This window comes from Flavobacterium notoginsengisoli, from assembly GCF_014207905.1.
Taxonomy (GTDB): Bacteria; Bacteroidota; Bacteroidia; order Flavobacteriales; family Flavobacteriaceae; genus Flavobacterium; species Flavobacterium notoginsengisoli_A.
On record NZ_JACHLB010000006.1, the window covers coordinates 254,340 to 279,094 of the forward strand.

The 24,755-nt window shown below is 35.1% G+C and carries 22 protein-coding genes; 9 read left to right on the forward strand and 13 right to left on the reverse strand.

All coding sequences use genetic code 11. The annotated features are described in order from the left end of the window. The first annotated feature begins 42 nt into the window (after positions 1–42). From mutL to HNP35_RS18490, 4 genes are read left to right on the forward strand one after another with little or no spacing between them, the layout of a single operon-like run. Positions 43–1,989, forward strand: a complete 1,947-nt coding sequence (mutL, locus tag HNP35_RS18475; RefSeq protein ID WP_184165170.1) for a DNA mismatch repair endonuclease MutL — start codon at positions 43–45, stop codon at positions 1,987–1,989. Next, the gene (locus tag HNP35_RS18480) at positions 1,986–2,735 is read left to right on the forward strand and encodes a rhomboid family intramembrane serine protease (protein WP_184165167.1); all 750 of its coding nucleotides are present in this window, start codon (positions 1,986–1,988) and stop codon (positions 2,733–2,735) included. The genes mutL and HNP35_RS18480 overlap by 4 nt, the downstream gene beginning before the upstream one ends. 44 nt (positions 2,736–2,779) lie before the next feature. Further along, positions 2,780–3,643, forward strand: coding sequence for a rhomboid family protein (locus HNP35_RS18485; protein WP_184165164.1), 864 nt, complete (start codon positions 2,780–2,782; stop codon positions 3,641–3,643). A gap of 17 nt (positions 3,644–3,660) precedes the next feature. Further along, positions 3,661–4,707 carry an endonuclease/exonuclease/phosphatase family protein gene (locus tag HNP35_RS18490; protein ID WP_184165161.1) on the forward strand — a complete coding sequence of 349 codons (1,047 nt, stop codon included), beginning with the start codon at positions 3,661–3,663 and terminating at the stop codon, positions 4,705–4,707. A gap of 44 nt (positions 4,708–4,751) precedes the next feature. On the opposite strand, the gene HNP35_RS18495 is transcribed toward HNP35_RS18490, so the two are convergent. From HNP35_RS18495 to HNP35_RS18520, 6 genes are all read right to left on the reverse strand, one after another. Further along, the gene (locus HNP35_RS18495; RefSeq protein WP_184165158.1) at positions 4,752–5,366 is read right to left on the reverse strand and encodes a WbqC family protein; all 615 of its coding nucleotides are present in this window, start codon (positions 5,364–5,366) and stop codon (positions 4,752–4,754) included. Positions 5,367–5,466: 100 nt separating this feature from the next. Further along, positions 5,467–7,047: a signal peptidase I gene (gene lepB / locus HNP35_RS18500; protein WP_184165155.1), complete on the reverse strand. Its 1,581-nt coding sequence runs from the start codon at positions 7,045–7,047 to the stop codon at positions 5,467–5,469. 56 nt (positions 7,048–7,103) lie between these two features. Beyond that, complete coding sequence (gene dapB, locus HNP35_RS18505; RefSeq protein ID WP_184165152.1) at positions 7,104–7,805, reverse strand: 4-hydroxy-tetrahydrodipicolinate reductase; 702 nt, start codon at positions 7,803–7,805, stop codon at positions 7,104–7,106. Between the two features lie 44 nt (positions 7,806–7,849). Continuing rightward, a complete protein-coding gene (locus tag HNP35_RS18510; protein ID WP_184165151.1) occupies positions 7,850–8,410 on the reverse strand; it encodes a DUF5683 domain-containing protein in 561 nt (186 codons plus the stop codon). Next, entirely contained in the window at positions 8,410–9,312 is a 903-nt protein-coding gene (locus HNP35_RS18515) for a ParB/RepB/Spo0J family partition protein (protein ID WP_184165148.1), read from the reverse strand. Before HNP35_RS18515 ends, HNP35_RS18510 begins: the two co-directional genes overlap by 1 nt. Before the next feature lie 5 nt (positions 9,313–9,317). After that, positions 9,318–10,085 carry a ParA family protein gene (locus HNP35_RS18520; protein WP_184165145.1) on the reverse strand — a complete coding sequence of 256 codons (768 nt, stop codon included), beginning with the start codon at positions 10,083–10,085 and terminating at the stop codon, positions 9,318–9,320. Positions 10,086–10,654: 569 nt separating this feature from the next. Here HNP35_RS18520 and HNP35_RS18525 point away from each other — a divergent pair. Next, complete coding sequence (locus HNP35_RS18525) at positions 10,655–12,811, forward strand: hypothetical protein (RefSeq protein ID WP_184165142.1); 2,157 nt, start codon at positions 10,655–10,657, stop codon at positions 12,809–12,811. Between the two features lie 826 nt (positions 12,812–13,637). On the opposite strand, the gene HNP35_RS18530 is transcribed toward HNP35_RS18525, so the two are convergent. The 7 genes from HNP35_RS18530 to HNP35_RS18560 form a co-directional block, all read right to left on the reverse strand. Continuing rightward, the gene (locus HNP35_RS18530; protein WP_089055896.1) at positions 13,638–14,375 is read right to left on the reverse strand and encodes a metallophosphoesterase family protein; all 738 of its coding nucleotides are present in this window, start codon (positions 14,373–14,375) and stop codon (positions 13,638–13,640) included. Positions 14,376–14,378: 3 nt separating this feature from the next. Then, on the reverse strand, positions 14,379–15,152 hold the full coding sequence (locus HNP35_RS18535; protein WP_089055897.1) for a metallophosphoesterase family protein: 774 nt from the start codon (positions 15,150–15,152) through the stop codon (positions 14,379–14,381). Continuing rightward, positions 15,149–16,222, reverse strand: coding sequence for an ArsO family NAD(P)H-dependent flavin-containing monooxygenase (locus tag HNP35_RS18540; protein ID WP_089055898.1), 1,074 nt, complete (start codon positions 16,220–16,222; stop codon positions 15,149–15,151). The genes HNP35_RS18535 and HNP35_RS18540 overlap by 4 nt, the downstream gene beginning before the upstream one ends. 78 nt (positions 16,223–16,300) lie before the next feature. After that, positions 16,301–17,377 (reverse strand): ACR3 family arsenite efflux transporter, encoded by a 1,077-nt coding sequence (gene arsB / locus HNP35_RS18545; protein WP_089055899.1) that lies wholly within the window; start codon positions 17,375–17,377, stop codon positions 16,301–16,303. Positions 17,378–17,382: 5 nt separating this feature from the next. Then, positions 17,383–18,015, reverse strand: coding sequence for a low molecular weight phosphatase family protein (locus HNP35_RS18550; RefSeq protein WP_244284429.1), 633 nt, complete (start codon positions 18,013–18,015; stop codon positions 17,383–17,385). A gap of 9 nt (positions 18,016–18,024) precedes the next feature. Further along, positions 18,025–18,498, reverse strand: coding sequence for a DUF6428 family protein (locus HNP35_RS18555; RefSeq protein WP_089055900.1), 474 nt, complete (start codon positions 18,496–18,498; stop codon positions 18,025–18,027). Positions 18,499–18,528: 30 nt separating this feature from the next. Next, entirely contained in the window at positions 18,529–18,861 is a 333-nt protein-coding gene (locus tag HNP35_RS18560; protein ID WP_089055901.1) for an ArsR/SmtB family transcription factor, read from the reverse strand. 251 nt (positions 18,862–19,112) lie between these two features. Here HNP35_RS18560 and gapS4a point away from each other — a divergent pair, with 251 nt between their 5' ends. From gapS4a to HNP35_RS18580, 4 genes are all read left to right on the forward strand, one after another. Beyond that, positions 19,113–20,051, forward strand: coding sequence for a GapS4a family protein (gapS4a, locus tag HNP35_RS18565; RefSeq protein ID WP_089055902.1), 939 nt, complete (start codon positions 19,113–19,115; stop codon positions 20,049–20,051). A gap of 3 nt (positions 20,052–20,054) precedes the next feature. Beyond that, on the forward strand, positions 20,055–21,158 hold the full coding sequence (gene gapS4b, locus HNP35_RS18570; RefSeq protein WP_089055903.1) for a GapS4b family protein: 1,104 nt from the start codon (positions 20,055–20,057) through the stop codon (positions 21,156–21,158). Positions 21,159–21,291: 133 nt separating this feature from the next. Beyond that, on the forward strand, positions 21,292–22,614 hold the full coding sequence (locus HNP35_RS18575; protein WP_089055904.1) for a HEPN/Toprim-associated domain-containing protein: 1,323 nt from the start codon (positions 21,292–21,294) through the stop codon (positions 22,612–22,614). A gap of 235 nt (positions 22,615–22,849) precedes the next feature. Continuing rightward, positions 22,850–24,748, forward strand: coding sequence for an HsdM family class I SAM-dependent methyltransferase (locus HNP35_RS18580; protein WP_089055905.1), 1,899 nt, complete (start codon positions 22,850–22,852; stop codon positions 24,746–24,748). The last annotated feature ends 7 nt before the right edge of the window (positions 24,749–24,755 follow it).

Sequence of the window (24,755 nt, forward strand, 5' to 3'; positions counted from 1 at the left end):
TTGGAAAAAACCGAATCTAATCTTTAAAACTTTTTTTGCTTAATGTCGAGTATTATTCAATTGCTTCCTGATCACGTTGCTAACCAAATTGCTGCTGGAGAAGTGGTTCAAAGACCAGCTTCTGTAGTAAAAGAGTTGTTAGAAAACGCTGTTGATGCGAAAGCGACTGATATTAAATTAATCATCAAAGATGCTGGTAAATCTTTGGTGCAGGTTATAGATAATGGGGTTGGAATGACCGTTACAGATGCACGTTTATGTTTTGCGCGTCATGCCACTTCAAAAATTCGTCAAGCAGAAGATTTGTTTTCGCTTGGAACAAAAGGTTTTCGTGGCGAGGCTTTGGCTTCTATAGCGGCGATTGCACACATGGAAATGAAAACCAAGCAAGATCAGGACGAACTAGGGACACATATTGTTATAGAAGGAAGTAAATTTGTTTCGCAAGAAGTGGCAGTTTTGCCAAAAGGGACTTCATTTGCAGTTAAGAATTTGTTTTTTAATATTCCAGCCCGACGCAACTTCTTAAAATCAGACACAGTCGAATTTCGTCATGTTATGGACGAATTTCAGCGTGTAGCGTTGGCACATCCTAATATTCATTTTAGCTTTTATCATAACGGAAGCGAATTGTACAATCTTCCTGCAGCGGGATATCGCCAAAGAATTGTTGGTATTATGTCTGGTAAAACCAATGAGAAATTGGTTCCTGTAAGTGAAGAAACTGATATTATTAGTATTCAAGGGTTTGTTTGCAAACCTGAATTTGCAAAGAAAAATAGAGGAGAGCAGTTCTTTTTTGTAAACGATCGTTTCATAAAAAGTGGTTACTTGCATCATGCAGTAATGGCTGCTTATGACGGATTATTGAAAGATGGTTCTCAACCAAGTTATTTCTTGTATCTGCAAGTTCCTCCAAACACAATTGATATCAATATTCATCCAACAAAAACAGAAATTAAGTTTGATGATGAATCTGCGTTATATGCTATTTTAAGAGCCTCAATCAAACATAGTTTGGGACAGTTTAATGTTGCGCCAGTTTTAGATTTTGATAGAGATTCGAATCTAGATACGCCATATCATTATAAAGATATGGAAGCAGAAACGCCAACGATTCAGGTAGATGGCACTTTTAATCCGTTTACAGACGATAAAACCAATCAGCATTATAGTAAAGCGGGTTCAGGATCAGGTTCGGGAAGTTATAGTTCTGGATCTTCTTCATCGTCTTCTTATTCTGGTTCGGGTTCAAGCTCTTCTTATTCGGGTTATTCTAAACGAGTTGAACCAACGGCAAGTTGGGAAAGTTTATATGTTGGTTTGGATACAGAAAATCCTGAAGCTATAGAAAGTTCACCATTTACATTCGAAAATGAAGAAGTTACCTCTTCTTTGTTTAATGATGATGAGATTGAGCAATCGACTCAAAAAACCTATCAAATTCACAAAAAATACATTGTTTCGCCAATAAAATCAGGGATGGTGATTGTTGATCAACATCGTGCGCACCAGCGTATTTTATACGAGCAATTTTTGCTGAATATGACAGTTAATCAGGCTTCTAGCCAGCAATTGCTCTTTCCGTTAGATTTATTTTATTCGGCAACAGAAATGAAATTGATTGAAGAACTGAAACCTTCTTTAGAAACAACAGGTTTTGTTTTTGATGAAAGTAAAACCGATCATATTGTAGTTTCGGGAATTCCTGTAAATATTACAGAAAGCGAAGTTTCTCTTGTAATCGAACAATTATTGAGCGATTTGCAAGATGGAATTCCGGCAAGCAGCTACAGTCAAAACGATACCATTGCCAAATCTATGGCAAAAAGTTTAGCGGTTAAAACGGGATCTTATTTAACTGAAAAAGAACAAGATAATTTAGTAAACGGTTTGTTTGCTTGTAAAGATCCAAATATTTCACCTTTTCAAAAACCAACTTTCATCACGATGCGTGTGGAAGATATAGATAAAAAGTTTGCCTTATGATGAAAATAACTCCTGTAGTAAAACAATTATTGATAATTAATATTATATTTTTTATTGGTTCTCAATTAGTGCCTGCTTCTGAACATTTTTTAGCATTATTTTTTCCTGAAAACCCGTCGTTTAGAGTTTGGCAGCCTATTACACATATGTTCATGCATGGGGGATTTGCTCATATTGCATTCAATATGTTTGCATTGTATTCTTTCGGTTCAACACTAGAACATTTCTGGGGCGGGAAGAAATTTTTATTCTTTTATATTTCCTGCGGATTAGGAGCAGCTTTGATAAATTTTGCAGTAAATTATTATTTCTATCAAGATGCGATGAATGTTTTGATGTCAAATGGATTTAGTAAAACTCAAATTTTGCAAATAGTAAATCAAGGAAAGATTGATACAAGATGGAATGATATTTTAACAACCTCTCAAATTAAACATCTTTTTGAAGCTTATTTTGGGGCTGTTGTAGGCGCATCTGGTGCAATTTATGGTTTGCTTGTGGCATTTGCTTTTATGTTTCCAAATGCAGAATTGGGTATTATGTTTATTCCGATTCCTGTAAAAGCGAAATATTTTGTGCCTGTATACATGCTTTTATTTGATGGTTTTTTTGGGATTTTCGGAAATTCATTAATGGGAATAGACTCAGGAATTGCTCATTATGCCCATATTGGCGGTGCTTTTTTCGGATTTATGATTATGTGGTACTGGAAAAAAAATCAGTTTAACAACAATCGTTGGAATTAATTTATAACTTTAATAATTAATTTTAAAAAGCAAAAGAAGACTTTATGAATATTCTTGATGATTTAAAAATGCAATACAGATTGGGTGGTATAGCAATGCGCATGATTTATTGGAATGTGGCTTGTTTTCTTATCTCTTTGATTTTTTTCTGGCAGTATTCAGGTGGTGGATTTGATTATCCTAATTGGCTTGCTTTATCTGCAGATCCTCAAGTTTTTTTATTTAAGCCTTGGACATTCTTAACATATGCTTTTTTTCATTTCGACTTTTGGCATTTGCTGTTTAATATGTTGGTTTTAAATTTTGCTAGTAATTTGTTTTTAACTTTTTTTACTCAGAAGCAGTATTTAGGACTTTATATTTTAAGTGCAATCTTCTCTGGGGTTATTTTTGCACTAAGTTTTTATATTCTAGGAAATACAGCTTCAATTGTTGGAGCTTCTGCTGCTATCATGGCAATTTTGGTGGCTGCTACAACTTATTCTCCTTTAATGAATGTTCGTTTATTTCTTTTTGGAAATGTAAAATTATGGCACATTACGGCTGTTATTTTAATTTTAGATTTAATGCAATTTCGTTTAGGAAATATGGGCGGACATATTTCACATCTAGCAGGTGCATTTTTTGGTTTTGCTTATATTAAATTGCTTCAAAACGGTACAGACTTAAGCGTAATTGTTTCTAAAACATTAGATTTCTTTGCAAATCTGTTTAGAAAATCTCCTACGACCCCATTTACAAAAGTTCATAAAAATTACAAAAAACCTACAGAAAGAACGACATCAAAAATTGTTACGAAAGACAAAACACAACAACAAATTGATGAAATCTTAGATAAAATCAGTCAATCAGGGTACGATTGTCTGACAAAAGAAGAAAAAGAGTTTTTATTTAAAGCTGGAAAATAAACTTGTAGGAGAAAAATATGAAAAACCTTTCTTGGTTTAATAAAATAATGTTCTTTTTGAATATAGTGCTTACTGTGCTTACATTTAGCATTTATATTCTGCCTTTTCTAGCACCTAAAAGTTTTCCGCTTTTATCGGTGCTTACGCTGTTTATGCCGGCTTTTTTTGTGGCAAACGGACTTTTCTTTGTTTATTGGGCAATTCAGTTTAAAAAGCGTCTCATTTTGTCTGGATTGGTTTTATTAATCGGAATTACTTTTATTAATAAATTTTATAAATTTTCTGCCAAAGAATATGTTCGAGATGAGAAAGATTTCTCTGTAATGAGCTATAATGTTCGTCTTTTTAATGTTTTTAAATGGTTGGACCGTGATGATATTCCAGAAAATATTAAAGCTTTTATTGATGAAAAAGATCCAGATATTCTATGTATTCAAGAATATTCAAATTCTGCACATCTCGATTTAAAAGTATACCCGCATCGATATATTTTTATAGATGGAAAAAAGGTAAAAACCGGACAGGCTATTTTTTCGAAATTTCCAATTATTGATCAAGGCAATATTGTTTTTCCAAAATCAGATAACAACGTGGTTTATGCCGATATTAAACGAGGAAAAGATGTGATACGAGTTTATAATATGCATTTGCAATCTATTAAAATTTCTCCTGATGTTAGCGAAATTTCAGATGATATAGATAATGTAAATCAGAAGAAATCGCAACGTATTTATGGCAGGATTAGTAAAGGGTTTTCTCAACAGCAAGAACAAGCTGAAATCTTTAAAGAACACATAAAAAAATGTAAAACTCCAATGATTATCTGCGGAGATATGAATAATAGTCCATTTTCTTATGTTTATAGAAATATCAAAGGGAAGCTGAAAGATGCCTTTGAAGAAGCAGGCGGAGGTTTTGGTGCTACTTATAAATTTAAATATTACCCTGCCAGAATTGACTACATTTTTACAGACAGTAAAATGAAAGTAAAGCAATTTGAAAGTTTTTCAGATTTTGAAAACTCGGATCATTATCCAATTATGACAAGGCTTTCAATGGAATGAATTTTTTAGTCGAAAGTCGAAAGTCGAAATTTGTAACTCACAACTTAAATTAGTTTCTGAGTTTTTAAATAATCTACAGCAAATTTACCTTCATTAAAAAGTAAATCCAAAACACTTAGGTTGTTTATAAAACCGTGTTTGTCATCAAAAACTTGTGTATATTTTTCGAAAGAATTAGTGTCTTTTTTTCCATTTGCTAAATACCTGAAATCAGTAAAATCTGGAGTTTCATGAAAGTATTCTGCTGTTTTACCAAATTCAAATTTCAATCTAAGACATTTTGTGACGATGTCTAGAACTTCAAAATTTAAATCCATCAAAAAGGTGTGTTTCTTTTCGAAAATAGGCATTAAGTCATCTTCGAAGTATTCAAAGAAGGGAGAGCTTCTGTAAGCTGCTTCAAGCGATTTAAAATGCTGTTTCTGCCAATCAAATTCATTTTCGATCAAAATGTCTTTTGTTTTTTGATGCGCTGCTTTTGAATGCTTAACTGGAATATTTAATAACTGAATTCCGTTTGGACTATAGATGTAAGTTCTGTTTCTATTAGTCTGTTTCTGAAAATTATCTTCCATTTCAAAAGTAATGCTTTCAGATTGCGCTATAACAGCAAAATGACTAATTGATGGGAAATAAGTTGGAAGTAGTAGGGAATTCATATATGTCTAAAGTTTTAAAGTCAAAAGTCAAAAGCCATAAAATTAAGTTTGTGAGCTTGACTTTATGACTTTAGACTTTTAAACATTTGACTGTTTTTAATTATGCTTTATTTTCTCTTCTTTTTTTCCAAATAAAGTCACCTACAAAATACAAGGCAAGAACGATTAGGAAATATTTGAAGTAAGATTGTGGTTGGCCTTCTCCGTCTACAGTTGTGAAAACTCTGCTCCAACGAATTTTGTTGATGCCTTTTCCGTTAGTATCCCAACTCATCCAAATGAAGACTGGTTTTCCAACAATATGATTTTCTGGAACGTAACCCCAATAACGGCTATCTTCAGAATTATGACGGTTATCTCCCATCATCCAGTAATAATTTTGTTTGAAGGTATAAGTTGTTGCAGGTTTTCCATTAATTAAGAATTTTGAACCTTCTATCGTTAATTTGTTTCCTTCATAATTCGTAATGATTTCTTTGTAGAAAGGAAGCGATACGTTATTCAATGCTACTGTTTTTCCAGCTTCAGGAATGTAGATTGGCCCCATATTATCCTGACTCCATTTGTTGATGTGAGGAAATATTCTGTTGTCATCTTGTCTGTCAATTTTTCGAACCACGGCAGTTACACCTGGAGTACTTTTAAAACGTTCAGTTCCAACTTCTGTTAAGGAATTAAAATAAAGTGTATCTCTTTTTTGAACTCTGTTTCCTAAAGAATCTTCTTCTACTCTGAAATAGTAAGAATCTGTAATGTCTAATTCTCTGATAATTGTTTCAAAATCAATCGGAGTTTTTTCGTCTAATGCAACAGCATAAGAATATTGGGGCTTAGCTCTTTCTGGTAAAACTAATTTTTGGCCATTAATAAAAACATAGCCATCTTTTATTGATAAAGTGTCTCCAGGAATACCAACGCATCTTTTTACGTAATTAGATTTTTTGTCAATAGGTTTGATAACGCCTGGTCTTCCTTTTGGCTCAAAGAAATAATGAACAGTATCTGCGGGCCAGTTGAAAACGACAATGTCGCATCGTTTTATTTTTTGAATTGCTGGTAATCTGAAATAAGGCAATTGTGGCCAGCTTAAGTAAGATTTCTTTTTAGTTAAAGGAATAGAGTCGTGAACCATCGGTAATGCTACCGTTGTCATCGGAACTCTTGGTCCGTAATTTATTTTACTTACAAATAAGAAATCACCAATTAATAATGATTTTTCTAAAGATGATGTCGGAATTGTGTAAGGCTGTACAACATAAGTGTGTACTAAAGTGGCAACAATTATAGCGAAAAGCAAAGAGCTAATAGTGTCTGCTGTTTTGTTTTCTGGTGTTAATTGGCGTTCAGCGCGGTACTCAAGTTTTTGTGTGTAATTGACATAATAAATATAAAAACCTAAAGTAAAAAGACCTAAGATCGTATCTAAAGTTGATCTTTTATTAAATGTTCTTAAGGTTTCTACCCATACAACAGGAAACATAATCAAATTGATAATCGGGATAAAAAGTAAAAGAGTCCACCAAGTTGGACGCCCAATCATTTTCATCAAAACGATAGAATTATACACAGGAATTGCTGCTTCCCAGCTTTTTCTTCCTGCTGCCTGATACAATTTCCAAGTGCCAAGAAAATGGATTATTTGGACAGCTAAGAAAAATACGAACCAAGAGTAAAGTGTCATAATATTGTATTTTTAAATTTTCAATTCAGATTAAATTAATCTTGAATTTTATTCAATTATTGTAAGTTTAATACATCTTTCATAGTGAAGATTCCTTGTTTTCCGGCAAGCCATTCTGCAGCAACAACTGCTCCAAGGGCAAAACCTTCACGATTGTGGGCAGTATGTTTAATTTCGATGCTGTCAATAGCCGAATCGTAGTTTACGGTGTGAGTGCCTGGAACTTCTCCAATTCTTTTTGCTTCAATATGAATTTGATTGTTTTTTGCTTCTTCCATAGTCCACTCAGCATAATTGCTATTCTGAATAACTCCTTGTGCTAAAGAAATAGCAGTTCCGCTTGGTGCATCAAGTTTGTGAATATGGTGAATTTCTTCCATTGAAACTTTATAAGAATCAAATTGATTCATGATTTTAGCTAAGTATTCATTTAATCCGAAGAAAATATTTACACCCAAGCTGAAGTTTGAACTCGAAATAAAACCACCTTTTTTCTCATTGCAAAGTGCGATCATTTCGTCATAATGTTCTAGCCATCCTGTTGTTCCAGAAACTACAGGAACATTAGAATTGAAACAAGCAGAAATATTGCTTACTGCAGCTGAAGGAACGCTAAAATCAATAGCAACATCTGCTGTTGAAAGTCCGTCATAAGTATTGAATTCATCTTTCTTTAAAACTATTTCATGACCTCGTTCTAAAGCAATTCGTTCAATTACTTTACCCATTTTTCCGTATCCTAAAAGCGCAATTTTCATTATGATTGTTATTTTTTTGATTTTTTTAAATAGAATTAAATCTATTAAAATTTGTAATTAAAAGTTAGTCCGACGTTAGGTTTAAAAGTGACGTCGGCGGGATAAATTTCTGGACGCAGAGACAGTCTTTCGTTTACGTTAAACTGAATCAAAGCAGCGTCAACATTGGCATCGATAATATTTAAAACGTAAAAGCCAACCACAAATAGGGCAGATAAGTCTCTGTTTCTTTGATAAAATTTTTGACCAGCAATTAATCTGCTGTCATCCAAGAATTGATAGTTATCATCATTGTAGCCTTCTAATCTACGTTTGTAAGCATCACGATAGTCGTGATATTTTTTGTTGTTGTCAATGTAAAAATATAAACTGGTACCGATTGCTCCATAAACCAACGGAATTTTCCAGTATTTTTTATTGTAGGCTTGACCTAAACCAGGTAAGATAGCAGAGTAAAAGGCTGCTTTTGCTGGTGTAAGCGGGTCTATTTCTTTATATGCAGTGGTGTCTTTTACGACCAAAACCGTGTCTTTTTTTACCTGGGCAAAAAGAGAAACGGTTCCTATTAGAAAGAACAATAGACTGATGGGGACAATTTTATTCACTATCCGTTTATTAATTTTATAATTCTGTTAAAGTCGGCTTCAGAATTAAATGGAATTGTGATTTTTCCTTTTCCGTTACCAGCGACTTTTATATCAACTTTCGAACCAAAGTAATCGTTGAAAGTGTTTTTTTGAGTTTCTCTAACTACAAATGCAGAATCAGCTTTTGGTTTTCCTTCTGCTTTTGGCTGTAGTCCTTCGTGATAATTTTTAACTAAAGCTTCCGTTTCACGAACAGATAAATTTTGGCTTACAATCTTTTGATAAATATCTGTTTGAACATCTAAGTCATCAATGTTGATAATGGCTCTACCGTGTCCCATGCTAATAAAACCATCACGAATACCAGTTTGGATAATCGGGTCAAGTTTTAAAAGACGTAGATAATTAGCAATTGTCGAACGTTTTTTTCCAACTCTTTCGCTCATTTGTTCTTGAGTTAGTTGAATTTCGTCGATCAAACGTTGGTATGATAAGGCAATCTCAATTGGATCTAAGTCGTGACGTTGGATATTTTCAACCAATGCCATTACCAAAGATTCATTGTCGTTAGCGATACGAATATACGCAGGAACATGTGTAAGTCCTACTAATTTCGAAGCACGAAGACGACGCTCTCCAGAGATTAATTGATATTTATTGAAATCTAATTTACGAACAGTAATAGGTTGAATTACACCCAATTCTTTAATAGAAGTGGCTAATTCACGTAACGATTCTTCATTAAAATTGCTTCTAGGCTGAAATGGATTTATTTCTATAGCACTTATTTCAAGCTCAATGATGTTTCCAACAACTTTGTCAGCATTTTTGTCATCTACTGATTTAATGTCGTTTTCTGGATCTTTTAATAATGCTGATAATCCTCTTCCTAAGGCTTGTTTTTTAATTGCTTTTGTCATAAAAACTATTTGCTGTTTTTCTTGATAATTTCTTGAGCTAAATGTATGTAGTTTACTGCACCTTTGCTAGTTGCGTCATAGTTAATGATGCTTTCTCCAAAACTAGGTGCTTCACTTAATTTTACATTTCGCTGAATTACAGTGTCAAAAACCATGTCGTTAAAGTGTTTTTGAACCTCTTCTACGACCTGATTTGATAAACGTAATCTAGAATCATACATCGTTAATAATAAACCTTCGATGTCTAAATCTGGATTGTGTATTTTTTGAATACTTTTAATGGTGTTCAATAATTTTCCTAATCCTTCAAGAGCAAAATACTCACATTGGATAGGAATAACTACAGAATCTGCAGCAGTTAAGGCATTCAAGGTTAACAAACCTAGAGAAGGAGCGCAGTCGATAATAATATAATCGTATTCTTCTTTTGCTGCTTCCAATGCTTTTTTAAGCATATATTCACGGTTTTCTTTGTCAACCAATTCAATTTCGATAGCTACAAGGTCAATGTGAGCAGGTATCACATCAACATTTGGAGCTGTACATTTTAAAACGGCTTCTGTTGGTGTTGCAGTATGCTCAAGAATTTGATAAGTCCCTAGTTCAACAGTTTCTACATCAATTCCAAGACCAGATGTAGCATTGGCTTGAGGATCAGCATCGATTAACAATACTTTTTTTTCTAAAACACCTAATGAGGCAGCAAGATTTACTGATGTAGTAGTCTTTCCAACGCCTCCTTTTTGATTAGCAATAGCAATGATTTTGCCCATTTATTTTCTGAATTTTGAACCGTAAAAATACAATTATTTATGGTTTTTGAAAATCTATTTTGTTAACATTTGTGAAAGTTTGACTATTCGTTGTTTTATAGGTGTTCGGCAGATTTTTTTTTAGTTATAAATAAAATTATTAGCTACATTGTTATTAATTTATTTGCTATTCCTGTCATAAAAGGTTCGAATCTTTATTTTGTCTTGGAGAAAAATATTTTTTAAGTTTAAGAAAGACTTTTCCGTGGTCGGTTTTTTATTGAAGAGAATGTTTAAAATGTTCTTTTGATTTGATTGACTTTTCTATCTAAGAAATAAGAAAGAAACAGTTTTTACTCTCTTGCATTTCTTTGTTTTTTATCCCTTATTTTGATATCGCGCTGAAGTTTTTTTTTGAGAAAGTAGTTTACTTATGCTTCTAAAACTGGTAAATACCGCATTTTGTATAGTTTTTGATAAGAAAATTGAACATAAGAATGGCGAAGCAGATTAAAGATTATTGGTATTTTGGGAATCCTAAAAACTTTAATCATTACAATCTATCAAGCCAAAAAAAAACGAACATTCTTATGAGTAAAAAAACAATCTTATTATTTGGGTTCATGCTGTTTTTATGCAGTTTTACTTCGCTCTATTCGGTTAACCAAAAACTAGAAGGGAATGAAAAAATAGAACGTAAAATAATTTACAATAAAAAGAAGCACAATATTACGTTATCATGGGCTGCATTTGGTTCTTCTGGCAATTATGTAATTACAAGAGGAGGCAGTCGTCTAGCATCAGATTTTGTTTCAATTGGATCGACTTCAAAGTTGTCATTTATTGACAATAAGCCGAATAGTAATAAATATGAGAATTATTATAAAGTTTCGCGTAGTGGTATTACTGTAGTAATTTCGTTAGAAAATCAGATTTTCGGAGATAATGTGTATTTCTATGACAGAAAGTATGAAAAAGCAGAAAGTGCTCGAAATGATATTAATGCTCAATTTAGTGCTATTGGTTTAGGCGGTGCAAATGGCGAATGGACCACAAAGAGACAGTCTTATTATTTTAAACCAAATGAGAAAGGTCAAACTTATGATGTTGGGGGATCGGGTTCTGCATCTTCAGCATCCGCAAATGCTATAGAATTAGGTTTCTATTCTCATATTGGAGGTTTAGGTAAAGTGCCATCCGATGTTAAGCTTGGAGCTATATTTACAAGGCCACACCTTTCAGGGGGGGCAAATGCAACTTGTACGTTTTGGCGTTCTGTAGAAAATATAGAAGTAATGCGTGATTTTGCTTGGACAGTTTCTCAGTCAACAAGTGCGAGAAGAATTTTAATTGGAAGTACCTCAAAATATATTTCAGATATTGGAGATACTAATTTTTGGGGTAGTGGCGGATTTATTGCAGATACGTATTATGCGTCATCAAGACCTAGTTGGGGAGGACAACAGCAATGGTATACCAGGAATGCTGTTTTTCCTGATGGTTCTGGACCTATGGGAGGTTCATATAATATGGTTTGGCAAGGTTGTGTAAACCCACCTCAAGCCGATGATGTGAATTCTCCAATTGCTGTAACGCCTATTATAAGAGAAAAACCTTTCCTTTTTCTTGATGCTGATGGTGAATACAAGGTGTTTGTGCCAACGTGGCAAAAAGATAGAGTAGGAGTTTCTTGGACCTCAACGGATATGGGTAAAGGTGAGGCTCAGGACTTGCTTATGAATTGGTATGTTGCTAAAGAAGGTGATTCGGATGTAGAAATAAATGCAGCATTAAAAGCTGGTAAAAATATATTTTTTACTCCGGGACATTATTCGTTAAACGCCCCAATACAAGTTAATAGGAAAGATGCAATTCTTCTTGGTGCTGGGATTGCTTCTGTAACATTAGAACCAACTGATAAAAATACTTGGGGATGCATTTATGCTGATGATAAGGACGGAATTATCATTGCGGGACTTCTAATGGATTCGCTAAATAGTACAACTTATCAGGTTAGAATTGGTAATGATGGAGCAAATGCTAATCATTCTGTAGATCCTATTTTGCTTAGTGATATTACTTGCCGTGTGGGAGGAGTGCAATCAAAAAATATCCAGATACAAGCTTCTATGCAGATTAATAGTAACAATGTAATTGGAGATCATTTTTGGTTGTGGCGTGCCGATCATGGTTCGCAGCGTGGAGGAGATGCACGCTGGACAAGAGACAGATGCAAAAACGGACTTATAGTGACTGGAAATGATGTCACACTTTATGGATTGTTTACGGAACATTATCAAGAGTACGAAGTTTTATGGCTTGGAGAACGTGGCAGAACTTTTTTCTTCCAGAATGAACCACCATATGATGCACCAAATCAAGCTACTTGGAGCAGTCAAGGAGGTAGGGTTGATGGTTATGCTGCATTCAAAGTTGCCAATACTGTAAAAGAGCATCATAGTATTGGAATGGGGTCTTATGCTGTTTTTACCGGAACAGATGGAAAAGTGAATAAGAAGAACGGTTTTGAAGTACCAAATAGCCCTAATGTGAAACTGGAAAAAATGTGTACTACCCGTTTTGCCGGTCCAGGAAATACTCAAAATGTGATAAATAGTACTGGAGGAAGTACAGCTACTGGAGTAAAACGTGTAGCTCTTTATAATAATGGCGATGGTATACAGCCTTATAATGAAGAGTTTACTTTGCCTAATCGTGAATCTTATCCAGAGTATATTAATATGTAAAACAAATAAGACGTTGATACTTTTGAAATTAAAACCTTTAAAAATCGATTGATTTTTAGAGGTTTTTTTTAAGCATAGCCCGTGGTTTCAACCACGGGAAACGTATAGTAAGATTATAAAGCATTCCTGTGTTTGAAAGCATAGGCTATTTTATAAATCTCATTGTTTTGTTCACCTGCATAATTTGAAGATATATAAGAACAAAAAAAAGCCAAACATTTCTGTTCGGCTTTTGTCGGGGTGGCAGTCCCGAAAGCTTTCGGGAGAACCTGCGGTCTTCCCGATGACAATCGGGACACGATAACCGTTCGAATGCTTTTGATTTTATTGCAAAAAAAAAGTCTTTCCATTTCTGAAAAGACTTTTGTCGGGGTGGCAGGACGACCTGCCTATTCCTTAATTCGTTGATTTTACTGGTGTTTCCAAGCACTCTTCCAAAAAGGGTAACCGAATAGGTCTCATTTAAAACGAGTTACCTTATAGCCCTTTGTGTCTCTGATCAATTTAATAGCAGTCAGTCAATGTACTTTTATATATGTAAAAGTATTAAAAATGATAATAAATTACAACATTATTATCTCTCATTAAATTATTTTATAAGCTATTAGCTTCTTTAAAAGTTTAACGACAAACAGAATGATTAGGTATCCGTTCCAGCTTTTCGGTTTGCGAATCGTTGACCTTTCAATATTGATCCACATTTTTGACTTTATATCGTCTGGCAAGTTTCCCTTAATTGGTATTTTATCCCACTCAACTTGCAGACTATTGGATTTCATCTGTATTTATTTTGCAGAATTATTGGAATGAATTGCTGAGTATTTCCTTAATAGGCTTTGCGTAACATTGTTGCGTAAGCCGGTGGCAGAAGGCTGTTTTCAATTGCTTTTGCAGCTTTTTCTACGTCGTAGGCTACCCGCACAAATTCAACCGAAACTCTATTAGACATAGCTAACGTGCTGTTATGATCCAATGTAATAATCGTATAGCAACCCCTGGAGTCTCCATCCTTTGGCTTGCCCACAGATCCCGCATTCAAGGCATGCAAATTTTCCCCGGTAAACTCATTATGGATGAGACGATGATAAGGCTTGTGGGTATGTCCAAATATGAGCATATCTATTCCTTTCTCCCAAAAAATATTTTTAAACTCCGCTTCATCTTTATCACAATGCAAATATTCCTTGCTGCTATAAGGGCTGCCATGCACCATCATTATATTGAACCGCTTACCGCCGATAAGAAATTCCAGCCTAATATGGGCAGGCAGCATCGAGAGATATTGAATATGCTCTCTATTAATAATATTACAAGCAAAGTTGTCATCATCTTTTAAAAACCTGCCGTCATTAAATATCTCGACAGCTTTCTCATCATGGTTTCCTGAGATTGTCGGTATTCGCCGCTTTCTAATCTCACTTATCACCGCATTTGGCCAGATATTATATCCGACCAGATCACCCAGACAGTAAATTGCATCTACCTTCTGCCCATCAATACTTTTGAATGCTTCCTCCAGTGCAGGAAGATTTGCATGGATATCAGATATTATTGCAATTCTCATATTTTATATTCCGTTTCTTAAGCTTTCAGCATATGCATTTGGAAGAGGACTGTTCTCGACTGCGTTTGCGGCTTTTTCAATATCATAATCAAAACGTACAAATTCGACTGCTATGCTGTCTTTACTGAGTATGGAAGAACTGTCATCAATCGTCAATAATACATAGCCGCCTTGCGGATTTCCATCTTTAGGCTTTCCGACTGAACCTATATTAACGGCATGGCGGAAATGATCCTGCCCGTCAGCAGCTGAATTTAATATGCGGTGATACGGTTTGTGCGTATGTCCAAAGCACATGATGTCTGCATCAGCCTGCTCCATGATGCGTAGCATACTTTTCTGGTCGCGATCCTCAAAAAGGTACTCATTTATCTTTCTAGGGCTTCCGTGTACAAGCAGCAGATTTAGCTTATCAGTATTTAATTGGAACTCGATTTTAAGGTGAGCAGGAAGAGTTCGTAAGTATTGCCTCTGCTCGTCCTTGACAATTGAATTCGTAAATGATATGGATACGGCACCATTCGCTTTCTCATCGTCAGTTTTGTAGGCACACCCGCAATCATCGCTTGTCCTGCCAATTCCGAAATCATAATTCCCTGCAATTGTAGGAATCCCTCTTTTCCTAATTTCGTTGATTACTTCATTTGGCCAAATATTATAGCCTACCAAATCTCCGAGGCAATAAACTGCATCAGGTTTGCTTCTTTCAAGGTCTTTAAAGAATGACTCCAAAGCCGGCAGGTTGGCGTGGATGTCGCTGAATAATGCTATTTTCATGATACTATTGATTTAGATTCACTTAGGTATTCACTTATTTGATTTACCGTTTGTTTGGCATTCCTGTTAATTCCAATTAAAGTTGCTGAGGCATAGCCTGTCCAACTGCCATAACCCGCAAGCCATAACCCTGACACTTCCAAAGCACGGCTTTCTTCTGTTTTCACAATGCCTCTTTCATCGGTTGAAACGAGGTCTTTTAGATATGAGGTGGCATAGCCGAAACCGGTACACCAGATGATGGCATCAAATTCCTCCTTAGTACCATCTTCCCAGACTACGCCATTTTCATACAGGCTTTCAAATTTCCCTGATGAATTAAGTGTATTCCTGGAACGAGCTTCCTTGACCGGCGGTACCATGACGATATTTCCCAGATCATAATTGGCGGCATCGAAAGGTTTTCCTTCTTTCTCTGCGTTGTATTTTGCCGATGCTACATTGAACAGATAGAATCCATCAACATCATCGGGCAGGTATTGCGGTGGCTTTCTAGTCGACCATTTTACAATGGCGACTTTTGATACTTCAGCTACAATTTGAGCTCCTGAATTGCCTTCGCCTACGACCAGTACCTTTAGGCTTTTAAATGGTTCGGGATTCTTGTATTGGGCAGAGTGTATTTGTATTCCGGTAAATGTGGCGATGCCCTTTACCTCTGGAACAAAAGGATTTTCCCATGTTCCGGTTGCGGCAATAATTGTCCTTGCAAAATATTCGCCCTTGCTTGTGCTGATTCTGAATATGCTGTTTTCGGATGTAATGGTGTTTACATTTACATTCCGTTCAATAGGGAGCTGGTAGTGCTGTTCGTATTGGCACAGATAATCGATCACTTCCTGTTTTAATGGAAACAAATTTTCTGATTTAGGCATCAGCCACCCCGGAAGGGAGCTGTGCTGTGCGGGTGAAAACAGGGTGAGGCTGTCCCAGGTATTGCGCCATGCTCCACCACAACGTTCCTGCTTATCCAAGATGAGGTACTCTAATTTACTTCGTCTTAGATAATAGCCACACGCCAAGCCGCTTTGGCCTCCGCCTATAATAATACTATCAAATATTTTATCCATTTTTTTTCATTGGGGTGCATCAGATGTAAGCAAAATCCGGAATTGTAGGTGTGGCAAAGATTCTTTATTGCCAGATAGCTATTGTATCATTGGCTTTGAGTAATATTTTTTTCTGAACCAAAAGGCCAGGTTTACCAAAGCAATTAATGCAGGCACTTCAACAAGCGGACCGATAACGCCAGCGAATGCCTGTCCGCTGTTAATGCCGAATACGCCAATGGCAACAGCAATAGCCAGCTCAAAGTTATTGCCTGTAGCCGTAAAGGCTATAGAGGCGCTTTTAGAATAATCTGCCCCGAAGTACTTTCCAGTAAAGAAGCTTACCACAAACATAATCGTGAAATATATGACCAGCGGGATAGCTATCCTTACTACATCCATGGGTATCTGCACAATCAATTCGCCTTTCAGGCTGAACATGATCACGATAGTAAACAATAAAGCTATTAGTGTAATAGGTGATATAAAAGGAACATATTTTGTCTCAAACCAGTTTCTGCCTTTTAATTTAATCAGCATATACCTGCTGATGATTCCCAAGGCAAAAGGAATGCCCAGGTAGATGCCTACACTTTCAGCAATCTGTCCTATACTTATATCGACGTTAAAACCATCATATCCAAAGTATGGCGGCAAGACTGTGATGAAAATATAGGCGTATATGCTGTATAGAAAAACCTGAAAAACGCTGTTTAGGGCGATCAAACCAGCCGCATATTCGCGATTTCCGTCAGCAAGGTCGTTCCACACCACTACCATAGCTATACATCGGGCCAGTCCTATTAAGATAACGCCTATCATGTATTCTGGATATCCCTTAAGAAATAGCAGTGCCAAGGTAAACATCAGGATCGGACCAACTATCCAATTTAAAAATAATGATGCGCCAAGTACTTTGGTATTTGAGAAGACTTCGCCCATCTTGCCGTAGTCAACCTTAGCCAGCGGTGGGTACATCATCAGGATCAATCCTATGGCGAGCGGGATATTTGTAGTACCGCTTGAAAAAGAATTAATGAATCCGCTGCTTGAAGGCATGAAATAGCCAATTGCCACGCCAATACCCATAGCCAGAAATATCCATAAAGTTAGGTTGCGATCCAGGAATCCTAATTTTTTTCGCCCTGCCACGGGTGCACAATTATTTGCTGACATAATTTTTATTTGATTTGTGAGAATATGTAAAACATTTCATTTGCAATCTGCAGGCTTCTTTCCTGATATTTTTCAGCTTGCTGAGGTGTATTGTCAAACGCCTTCGGATCTTCAAAGGTTATCGGAATACGTTTTTCAGCACCGGCAATAAACGGGCAGCCGCCATCAGCCTGGGAGCAGGTCATTATTGCGGCAAATCCGCTTTCAGGATTGAATGCATCATCATAGGTTTTTGAAAATCCGATGACAGGATGCTCATTTTCGCTATATTTTATGGCATATACGGGATTGTTTCCATCGGAAATTACCTGAATCCTAAATCCGGAATGTTTTAAGGTTTCGGCGACCTTCGGGAACAAAGCAGTAGCTTCCGTTCCCCCGGAATAGCAAAAGACATTTTTGATGCCATAGTAAGCTGCTGCCGTCTGTGCCCAAACTTGGGAAAGGTGGCTTCTGCGCGAATTATGGGTACATATCAGATTAAGCCTTATTTCTTCATGGGAAGTGTGCTTTTCCTGAATAAAGTCAATTAACGGCTGCAATACAGCCTTGCGCTCGACAGTTACGCTTTCGAATTTAAATGCAGTAACTACACTTTGAATTTCCTGGAAAAGATTTGTTTTTAATATCATGGTCATCTTTTGAAATTAACAGCATCCGCCACCAGGAGTGCAGCTATTTGATTGTTCAGTAATTGATGATAAACTTACTTTTTGCTTATCTGACGGAACTCCGCACTGATCTTGTGCAAGGCAGGCTGTCTGTTTATTCTGGAGTGTAAAGTTTTTTCCGTCAAATCCTAAATCGTATTTTCCGATTGTTGTGTCCTGATATTCGACTTCAATTTCAAAATCTTCAATACCCAATACTTTTTCAGATAGGGCAATAATGCTTAAAAGCTTGTGTGGTTTCAGCCTATGGTCTTCATCGTTTGAGTCTTCCCACAATTGGAAGTTAACAACTGTTTCTTTTCTTACAGTACCGCCGCAATCAATAAAGTTCTTGGTAATTAGCCCCACTTCAGTCACATGGAAATTTTGCGGTACAAATGTGCCATTCGGAAGCATAAAGCTTAATGTTTCCATATCGGCAAGATGATTTTTAATTTCAGATAGTTTCATTTTTCTTATTTTTTAATGTTTAATCGATTTTTAACAGCACTCGCTTCTTTTCTTTTCCAATCGTTCAGTAATATCCTGGAAGAAGCCTTTGATTTTTTCAAATCCCGGTTCATTGATGCAATAGCAGATTGCATTGCCTTCAATATTTCCCTTAATAAGTCCTGCGTTTTTCAGTTCCTTCAAGTGCTGTGAAACTGTAGGTTGGGCCAAAGGCAGCTCGTTGACAATATCTCCGCAGATGCAAGCGTCAACTTTCAATATGTATTCAATTATCGCTATACGGGCGGGATGCCCTAAAGCTTTCGCCAGAATGGCAAGGTCGTTCTGCTGGTCTGTAAAGTGATCTGTTTTAGTTGCTCCCATTGTAATATATTTATATTGCAATATTACGATAATATAATTAAACAAAAAAATGTTTTAATATTTTTTGTTTAATAGGATAATGAAAAGTTTAAATCCAGACTATGCACTTAATTTGACAAAATGTTAAAAACAGAAATGAATTCTCAATTTATATATCATCAGTTCGTAACTTTCTTATTTTATATACATTTTGGCGAAGAACAGTGCATTATTCTCTTTATCTTAGCTAGTCAATAAAACACTAAAAACGTATGGGAGAATGGTCAAAAACAGTCGGCGAAAAAGGCGAAAAGGTAGTCGACTTTTTCTTTAAGGATATACTCGGATATAATTCTGTTACTTCCAATGAGACAATAAACTGTATTAAAGGGACAAAACATAAATCTAAGGCGTCTAAAGGGGATAAAACTACTCATGGTATTGATGCGCTGATAAGTAGTAAAAGCCCTCTTGAAGATCAGTTGCTGGATATAGTTGTCGTATCATCAAAATACACTGCAGACGAGTACCCCAACAGCCCGAAGGCAAAATTTAAAGAGCACTTCGAAGATTTGGCGTTTACCCTTGAATGCTTCAAGAATTCTAAACTGTATTCCGAAACAAACTATAAATTTAGCGGAATAACCAGAACAGAAATTACAGGAATTTTAGTATGGCTATCGGACAAGAGCCCGGAAGACTACGAACTTATTCCTAAAATTGCCAATATGCAAATTGATGCTGATCTTATTTTCGACAAGATTATTGTAATAGACAACAATCGAATGGATTTTCTACATCAAACAATTTTTAGGGCGAAGGAAGTATACGGTGTAGATAATGTTAAATTTGTTTATCACAATACTAGCCTCAATATCATCGGCTTAAACTCTATAAGCTACGGCGATGTTATGCCTGTACAATACATCTTTTCAAATATTATTCCATTGAGAATTGAAAAAGGAGGCGATGTGGAATTTCTTATATTTTGTAAAGATAGTTTTTCAAAAGATAATCTATCTAAACTTCTTTCTTTTGCAAAGAGTTTCGATCATTTAGCCTCAGCGAAGAAAACAATTTTATCTTTCCCTGATTACAATGAATTACACCACAAAGGCATTATTGAGGGCGAATTGTCAAAATTTCCGAAATACACCTTTAATCAAAACTTTTTAGTAAGTAAGTATCCATCAGATTTTAGAAATAGTTAAAAAATGGAAAAAGATTTTTTGCCACAAGGCGACCATATAAGACAGCTCCTCGTTAACGCGAGCATTTCAACGACCAATATTAACAGTTTGCTTCGAGATAAAGGGGTTTTTCTAGGTCACATAGAGAAGAATAATTCAATCCCGTTATTGATGAAAACTCTGGTAAGTCCTGAAGATTTTCGCGATTTACATGAGGCGCAAAAGAAGAAAGAGGATACTATTAAATTCAGAACTGCAACTATTAAATGTACTTCAGATTTCGATTTAACAAATATTTTTTCTGCCCCAATGGATCTTGCTGCAAAAATTAAAGAGGCACATAAGTATGAGCCAAATTTTAAGCTTTTAGGAACTCCGACATTCTATATAGAGGATGAGACGGCCATTTTCGATTACAAAATCGAACGTGATAACTTTCTTGAGAACTGGACCAGCAACAAGACCGAACATTCGGGAAAGGTTTTTGTTAAAAAATCAAAAGAAGGGAATCTCGAATTGTCAGTCGAACAGAACTCAACTTCAAAAGAAACTATTTTGATAAACGAGCTAATTGTAGGTGAGGTAAAAAAACTTCTCAAGGACCAAAGCTTCATCAATCCAGGTGATGATTTTATTCGTATTAAGTTTAAGGATTTTACAAACGCACAGAGGATTCAGTTTTTCTACTCCTTTACAAAAGACTTCTGCATTTATTTAAAATTTCAATCAATAACAGATATAGATCTTTATCTTGATGAAGAACAAGAATCTCATGCAGATATCAAAGCTTTGGTTGATGAAATTGACTCATTAAAAATAAACGGGCGTGGCCTTCAAAATAACCCTTTACTGAAAAACAATCTTTATCATGACAAGCTAATCGTTGCATCAATATCTCTTAAGTATAGTTTTGATATCAGGGGCGTTAAAGGTACCGCTAATCTTGTAATCGCATTCCCAGACTATATTACAAAAAGATCAAGTGATGCAGAACTACAGATTTCACTTAATTTTACGATTGAAAAAGAACATAAGAGGATGACAACCGAAACTAAGTTAAGAAAAGAACTTTATGCTTTCGTTGAGAAACACAAAATTACAAACTATTCACAATTTAAAACACCATAAGTTGTATAGAAATGAATTGCTACAATGTAAACTCTCATCTAAGGTGGGAGTTTTTTATAGCATACCCAATTCTTAGTTTAATGGTAAACGCAAAAGAATTATTTGAATTTAAATATTTACAATACTAAAAGCTATGGGAAGTTTTTGCGCATTAACATTAAATGGTTATGAAATAGATCAGTCTAAAAGCTACATCAGTACGTTTTGGTCATGTTTTTTTAATGAAGATGACCGACGAAGTCGTTCTGTTCCCTACGATCTTTATTATACACAACCTATTACAGATAATAATAATGTGCCTACCTTTGAGTATTCGGCTTCTGTTGATACAATGAAGCTGCGCCTTGAAATCATGGGTTATACTTTAGATAAAGTTAAACTTAAATATGCTGATGGTATTGAGATTGCTTTAAAAAGTAGGCAGCAATACAATGCTGAACTATTTAATACAGTTGAAAATAGTGATGAAAAACACCTCAATATTTTAAAGAATGGTGGATTTGAATACTGGTTAAAATTAATTAAGTATATTTTTGATAACAAAATTACCAACTTTAGCGATAACCTCGAGCTACATGACGATATCTACAGCTTTATTCTTGATTATAATGATGTTGACGAAGACTTGTATTTAGGTTACCCGAATATCGGTATAGGTTACTTTCTTCGGGGAGCTTTGGAAGCTGTAGAACCTCGTTCAGAATTAATTTTAGACATAACCTCTGTGGTTGATTCGGGATATTACAAAGAGGATGAGCCTGTTTGTGCAAGCACCGCACAGATGTATCTTGATTCTACTTTACCATTCCAAAAAATCATAATCCTTACCGAAGGTTCTTCTGATAGTAAGATACTTAGTAAAGCTTTGAAATTACTCTATCCCAAGGTGTATAGCTACTTTTCATTTCTGGATTTTGACACCTATAAAGCAGAGGGCGGATCAGCTATGCTTGAAAAAACAGTCAAATCTTTTGCAGCGGCTGGAATCAGCAATAAAATTATAGCGTTATTTGATTATGATGCTGCAGGTGTAGCAGCGACTGAACGCTTAAAAAAAAGAAAATTCCCTAGCAATTTTAGAGTAATAACTTTGCCAGCAATTGAACTTGCAAATAACTACCCAACCATTGGACCAGATGGAATAATATATGAAAATGTCAATGGACGTGCATGTAGCATTGAAATGTACTTAGGCATTGATATTTTGACTGGCGCGAATAACACGTTGGTTCCTGTTAAATGGAAAAATATTGAAGCGCAAATAAATACTTGCCAAGGAGAGATTTCCCGTAAAGCTGAATTGCAAAAAAAATACTTAAAAGAAATACGCGTCGCCATAGCAAATGGCTCGCTTCAATCCGATCATGATTGGACAGGTTTAATATCGGTATTAGACAGAATTTTTGTTGTTGCATCTAGTATTGATCATGCACCAACATACCTGAATTATCGATAATCCTATTATTTTTTAAATATAAATGTGAAGCAAGATATACTTAAAATTGATGCTAAAGTGGCATAAATATTAATAGTTTTCGTGTAATTTTTATTTAGATCCCCTTTGCTGAAAACATTTATGTTAATATTCTGCATACGAATAGTTGATAAATTGAAAGTTTTTGAAAGGTAAAAGAGTTAAAAAAACTTAACTTTACCAACTATTACATATGATTTATAATTTGAGTGGATAGATGGCAAAAAAAGAAGTATTGACAGATTTGTGGGTTTATGAAATGCTTAAAGAAGCGAATGTTAATTTGCACCCACAAGGAAGCAACATTAAAGATATTGACAATGCTTTAAAATCAGCTTCAAAAGCAGGTACAGGAAAAGTTGGTTTTCCCGAATATTGCGGAGTTGTCAAAGACTTTGTTTTAATTATCGAAAATAAATCAGATGTTTCACTTCATGTAAGGCGAAATGAAAAGGACTTAATATGCAATGAAATTGCGAGCGTAAAGAATTATGCTGTAAATGGAGCTTTATTTTATGGCAAACATTTAGCTCAGAAAACAACCTATAAAAAATTCATAGTTTTTGGAGTTTCAGGAAATGAGAAAAGACATAAAATAACGCCTATATTTATAGATGAAAGAGGAGGTTATAAAGAACTTGACGACGTAGAAACGTTTACTCTTTTCAATGAAAAAAATATTGATGAATATTACACTAAAAATATTCTCAAAGAGCAGACACCTGAAGACAAAACCACAGAAGAAATTCTCAGGGATGCCAAGAATCTTCACGAAGATTTAAGAAACTATGGTAGTATTCAGGACAAAGATAAGCCATTAATAGTTTCAGGGATTCTTTTGGCATTACGGGAGATGGAACATAAAGGTTTCAGTATTGATAGCCTTGTAGGTGATCAAACAACAACGGATGGTGAAAAAATTTATGAAGCTGTTGAAAAAAACTTAAAAAGAGCCAATGTTTCACCTCAAGTAAAAAAGGATAAATTACTTAGCCAGTTTTTGGTAATAAAAGATACCAAAGCCATTAACGAAGAAAACGAATATTTAAAGAAAACTCCTTTAAAGCACTTTACAGAGTTTTTATACGAGAACATTTATAAAAACATTAAATACATACAGTCTGCTGAAGATTATTTGGGAAGATTTTATGGGGAATTTATGTCGTATTCTGGCGGCGATGGTCAATCATTAGGTATTGTATTAACACCAAAGCATGTTACCGAGTTGTTTTGTGACTTGGTAGAATTAAAACCTTCGGATTCAATTTTAGACCCTTGCTGCGGAACAGCAGGTTTTTTAATCGCATCTATGCATAATATGTTACAAAAAACGGATAATCCGGAAGAGCAAAAAAATATTAGGAAAAACCAGTTGCATGGTTTAGAACTACAACCTTATATGTTTACTATTGCTACCACAAACATGATTTTGCGTGGCGATGGGAAAAGTAATCTTGAACAAGAAGACTTTTTAAAATTTAACTCGTCCTTATTACAGGAAAAAGGTTGTACAATTGGAATGATGAATCCACCTTACTCAATGGGGAGCAAAAACAATACGAATTTATACGAGATCAATTTTACTGAACATTTACTAAATTCTATCGTTCAAGATGGTAAAGTAATTGTAATTGTTCCTCAATCTTCTATGACAGGTAAAACTAAGGAAGAACAGGCAATAAAAGAAAATATTTTAAAACATCACACTTTGGAAGGGGTGATTACGTTAAATAAAAATACGTTCTATGGAGTAGGAACAAATCCCTGTATTGCAGTTTTTACTGCAGGTGTTCCACATTACAAAGACAAGAAAGTAAAGTTTATTAACTTTGAAAAAGATGGATTTGAAGTCCAAAAACATAGAGGTCTTGTTGAGACCATCCACGCTAAAGATAAAAAACAACATTTATTAGATGTATGGTTTAACCGAATTGAAGCCGAAACGAAATTTTGCGTAAAAACTACTATTGAGCCTGAAGATGAATGGTTGCATTCATTTTACTATTTCAATGATGAAATTCCTAATGCAGATGACTTTGAAAAGACCATCGCAAACTATCTAACATTTGAATTAAATATGGTTTTGCAAGGCAAACAATATTTATTTGATAACTAATAACCTT

Excerpts from the sequence above, each read along its gene's own strand:
- mutL (WP_184165170.1), top strand. The coding sequence starts at position 43 with ATGTCGAGTATTATTCAATTGCTTCCTGATCACGTTGCTAACCAAATT.
- HNP35_RS18480 (WP_184165167.1), top strand. The coding sequence starts at position 1,986 with ATGATGAAAATAACTCCTGTAGTAAAACAATTATTGATAATTAATATT.
- HNP35_RS18485 (WP_184165164.1), top strand. The coding sequence starts at position 2,780 with ATGAATATTCTTGATGATTTAAAAATGCAATACAGATTGGGTGGTATA.
- HNP35_RS18490 (WP_184165161.1), top strand. The coding sequence starts at position 3,661 with ATGAAAAACCTTTCTTGGTTTAATAAAATAATGTTCTTTTTGAATATA.
- HNP35_RS18495 (WP_184165158.1), bottom strand. The coding sequence starts at position 5,366 with ATGAATTCCCTACTACTTCCAACTTATTTCCCATCAATTAGTCATTTT.
- lepB (WP_184165155.1), bottom strand. The coding sequence starts at position 7,047 with ATGACACTTTACTCTTGGTTCGTATTTTTCTTAGCTGTCCAAATAATC.
- dapB (WP_184165152.1), bottom strand. The coding sequence starts at position 7,805 with ATGAAAATTGCGCTTTTAGGATACGGAAAAATGGGTAAAGTAATTGAA.
- HNP35_RS18515 (WP_184165148.1), bottom strand. The coding sequence starts at position 9,312 with ATGACAAAAGCAATTAAAAAACAAGCCTTAGGAAGAGGATTATCAGCA.
- HNP35_RS18520 (WP_184165145.1), bottom strand. The coding sequence starts at position 10,085 with ATGGGCAAAATCATTGCTATTGCTAATCAAAAAGGAGGCGTTGGAAAG.
- HNP35_RS18525 (WP_184165142.1), top strand. The coding sequence starts at position 10,655 with ATGAGTAAAAAAACAATCTTATTATTTGGGTTCATGCTGTTTTTATGC.
- HNP35_RS18530 (WP_089055896.1), bottom strand. The coding sequence starts at position 14,375 with ATGAGAATTGCAATAATATCTGATATCCATGCAAATCTTCCTGCACTG.
- HNP35_RS18535 (WP_089055897.1), bottom strand. The coding sequence starts at position 15,152 with ATGAAAATAGCATTATTCAGCGACATCCACGCCAACCTGCCGGCTTTG.
- HNP35_RS18540 (WP_089055898.1), bottom strand. The coding sequence starts at position 16,222 with ATGGATAAAATATTTGATAGTATTATTATAGGCGGAGGCCAAAGCGGC.
- arsB (WP_089055899.1), bottom strand. The coding sequence starts at position 17,377 with ATGTCAGCAAATAATTGTGCACCCGTGGCAGGGCGAAAAAAATTAGGA.
- HNP35_RS18550 (WP_244284429.1), bottom strand. The coding sequence starts at position 18,015 with ATGACCATGATATTAAAAACAAATCTTTTCCAGGAAATTCAAAGTGTA.
- HNP35_RS18555 (WP_089055900.1), bottom strand. The coding sequence starts at position 18,498 with ATGAAACTATCTGAAATTAAAAATCATCTTGCCGATATGGAAACATTA.
- HNP35_RS18560 (WP_089055901.1), bottom strand. The coding sequence starts at position 18,861 with ATGGGAGCAACTAAAACAGATCACTTTACAGACCAGCAGAACGACCTT.
- gapS4a (WP_089055902.1), top strand. The coding sequence starts at position 19,113 with ATGGGAGAATGGTCAAAAACAGTCGGCGAAAAAGGCGAAAAGGTAGTC.
- gapS4b (WP_089055903.1), top strand. The coding sequence starts at position 20,055 with ATGGAAAAAGATTTTTTGCCACAAGGCGACCATATAAGACAGCTCCTC.
- HNP35_RS18575 (WP_089055904.1), top strand. The coding sequence starts at position 21,292 with ATGGGAAGTTTTTGCGCATTAACATTAAATGGTTATGAAATAGATCAG.
- HNP35_RS18580 (WP_089055905.1), top strand. The coding sequence starts at position 22,850 with ATGGCAAAAAAAGAAGTATTGACAGATTTGTGGGTTTATGAAATGCTT.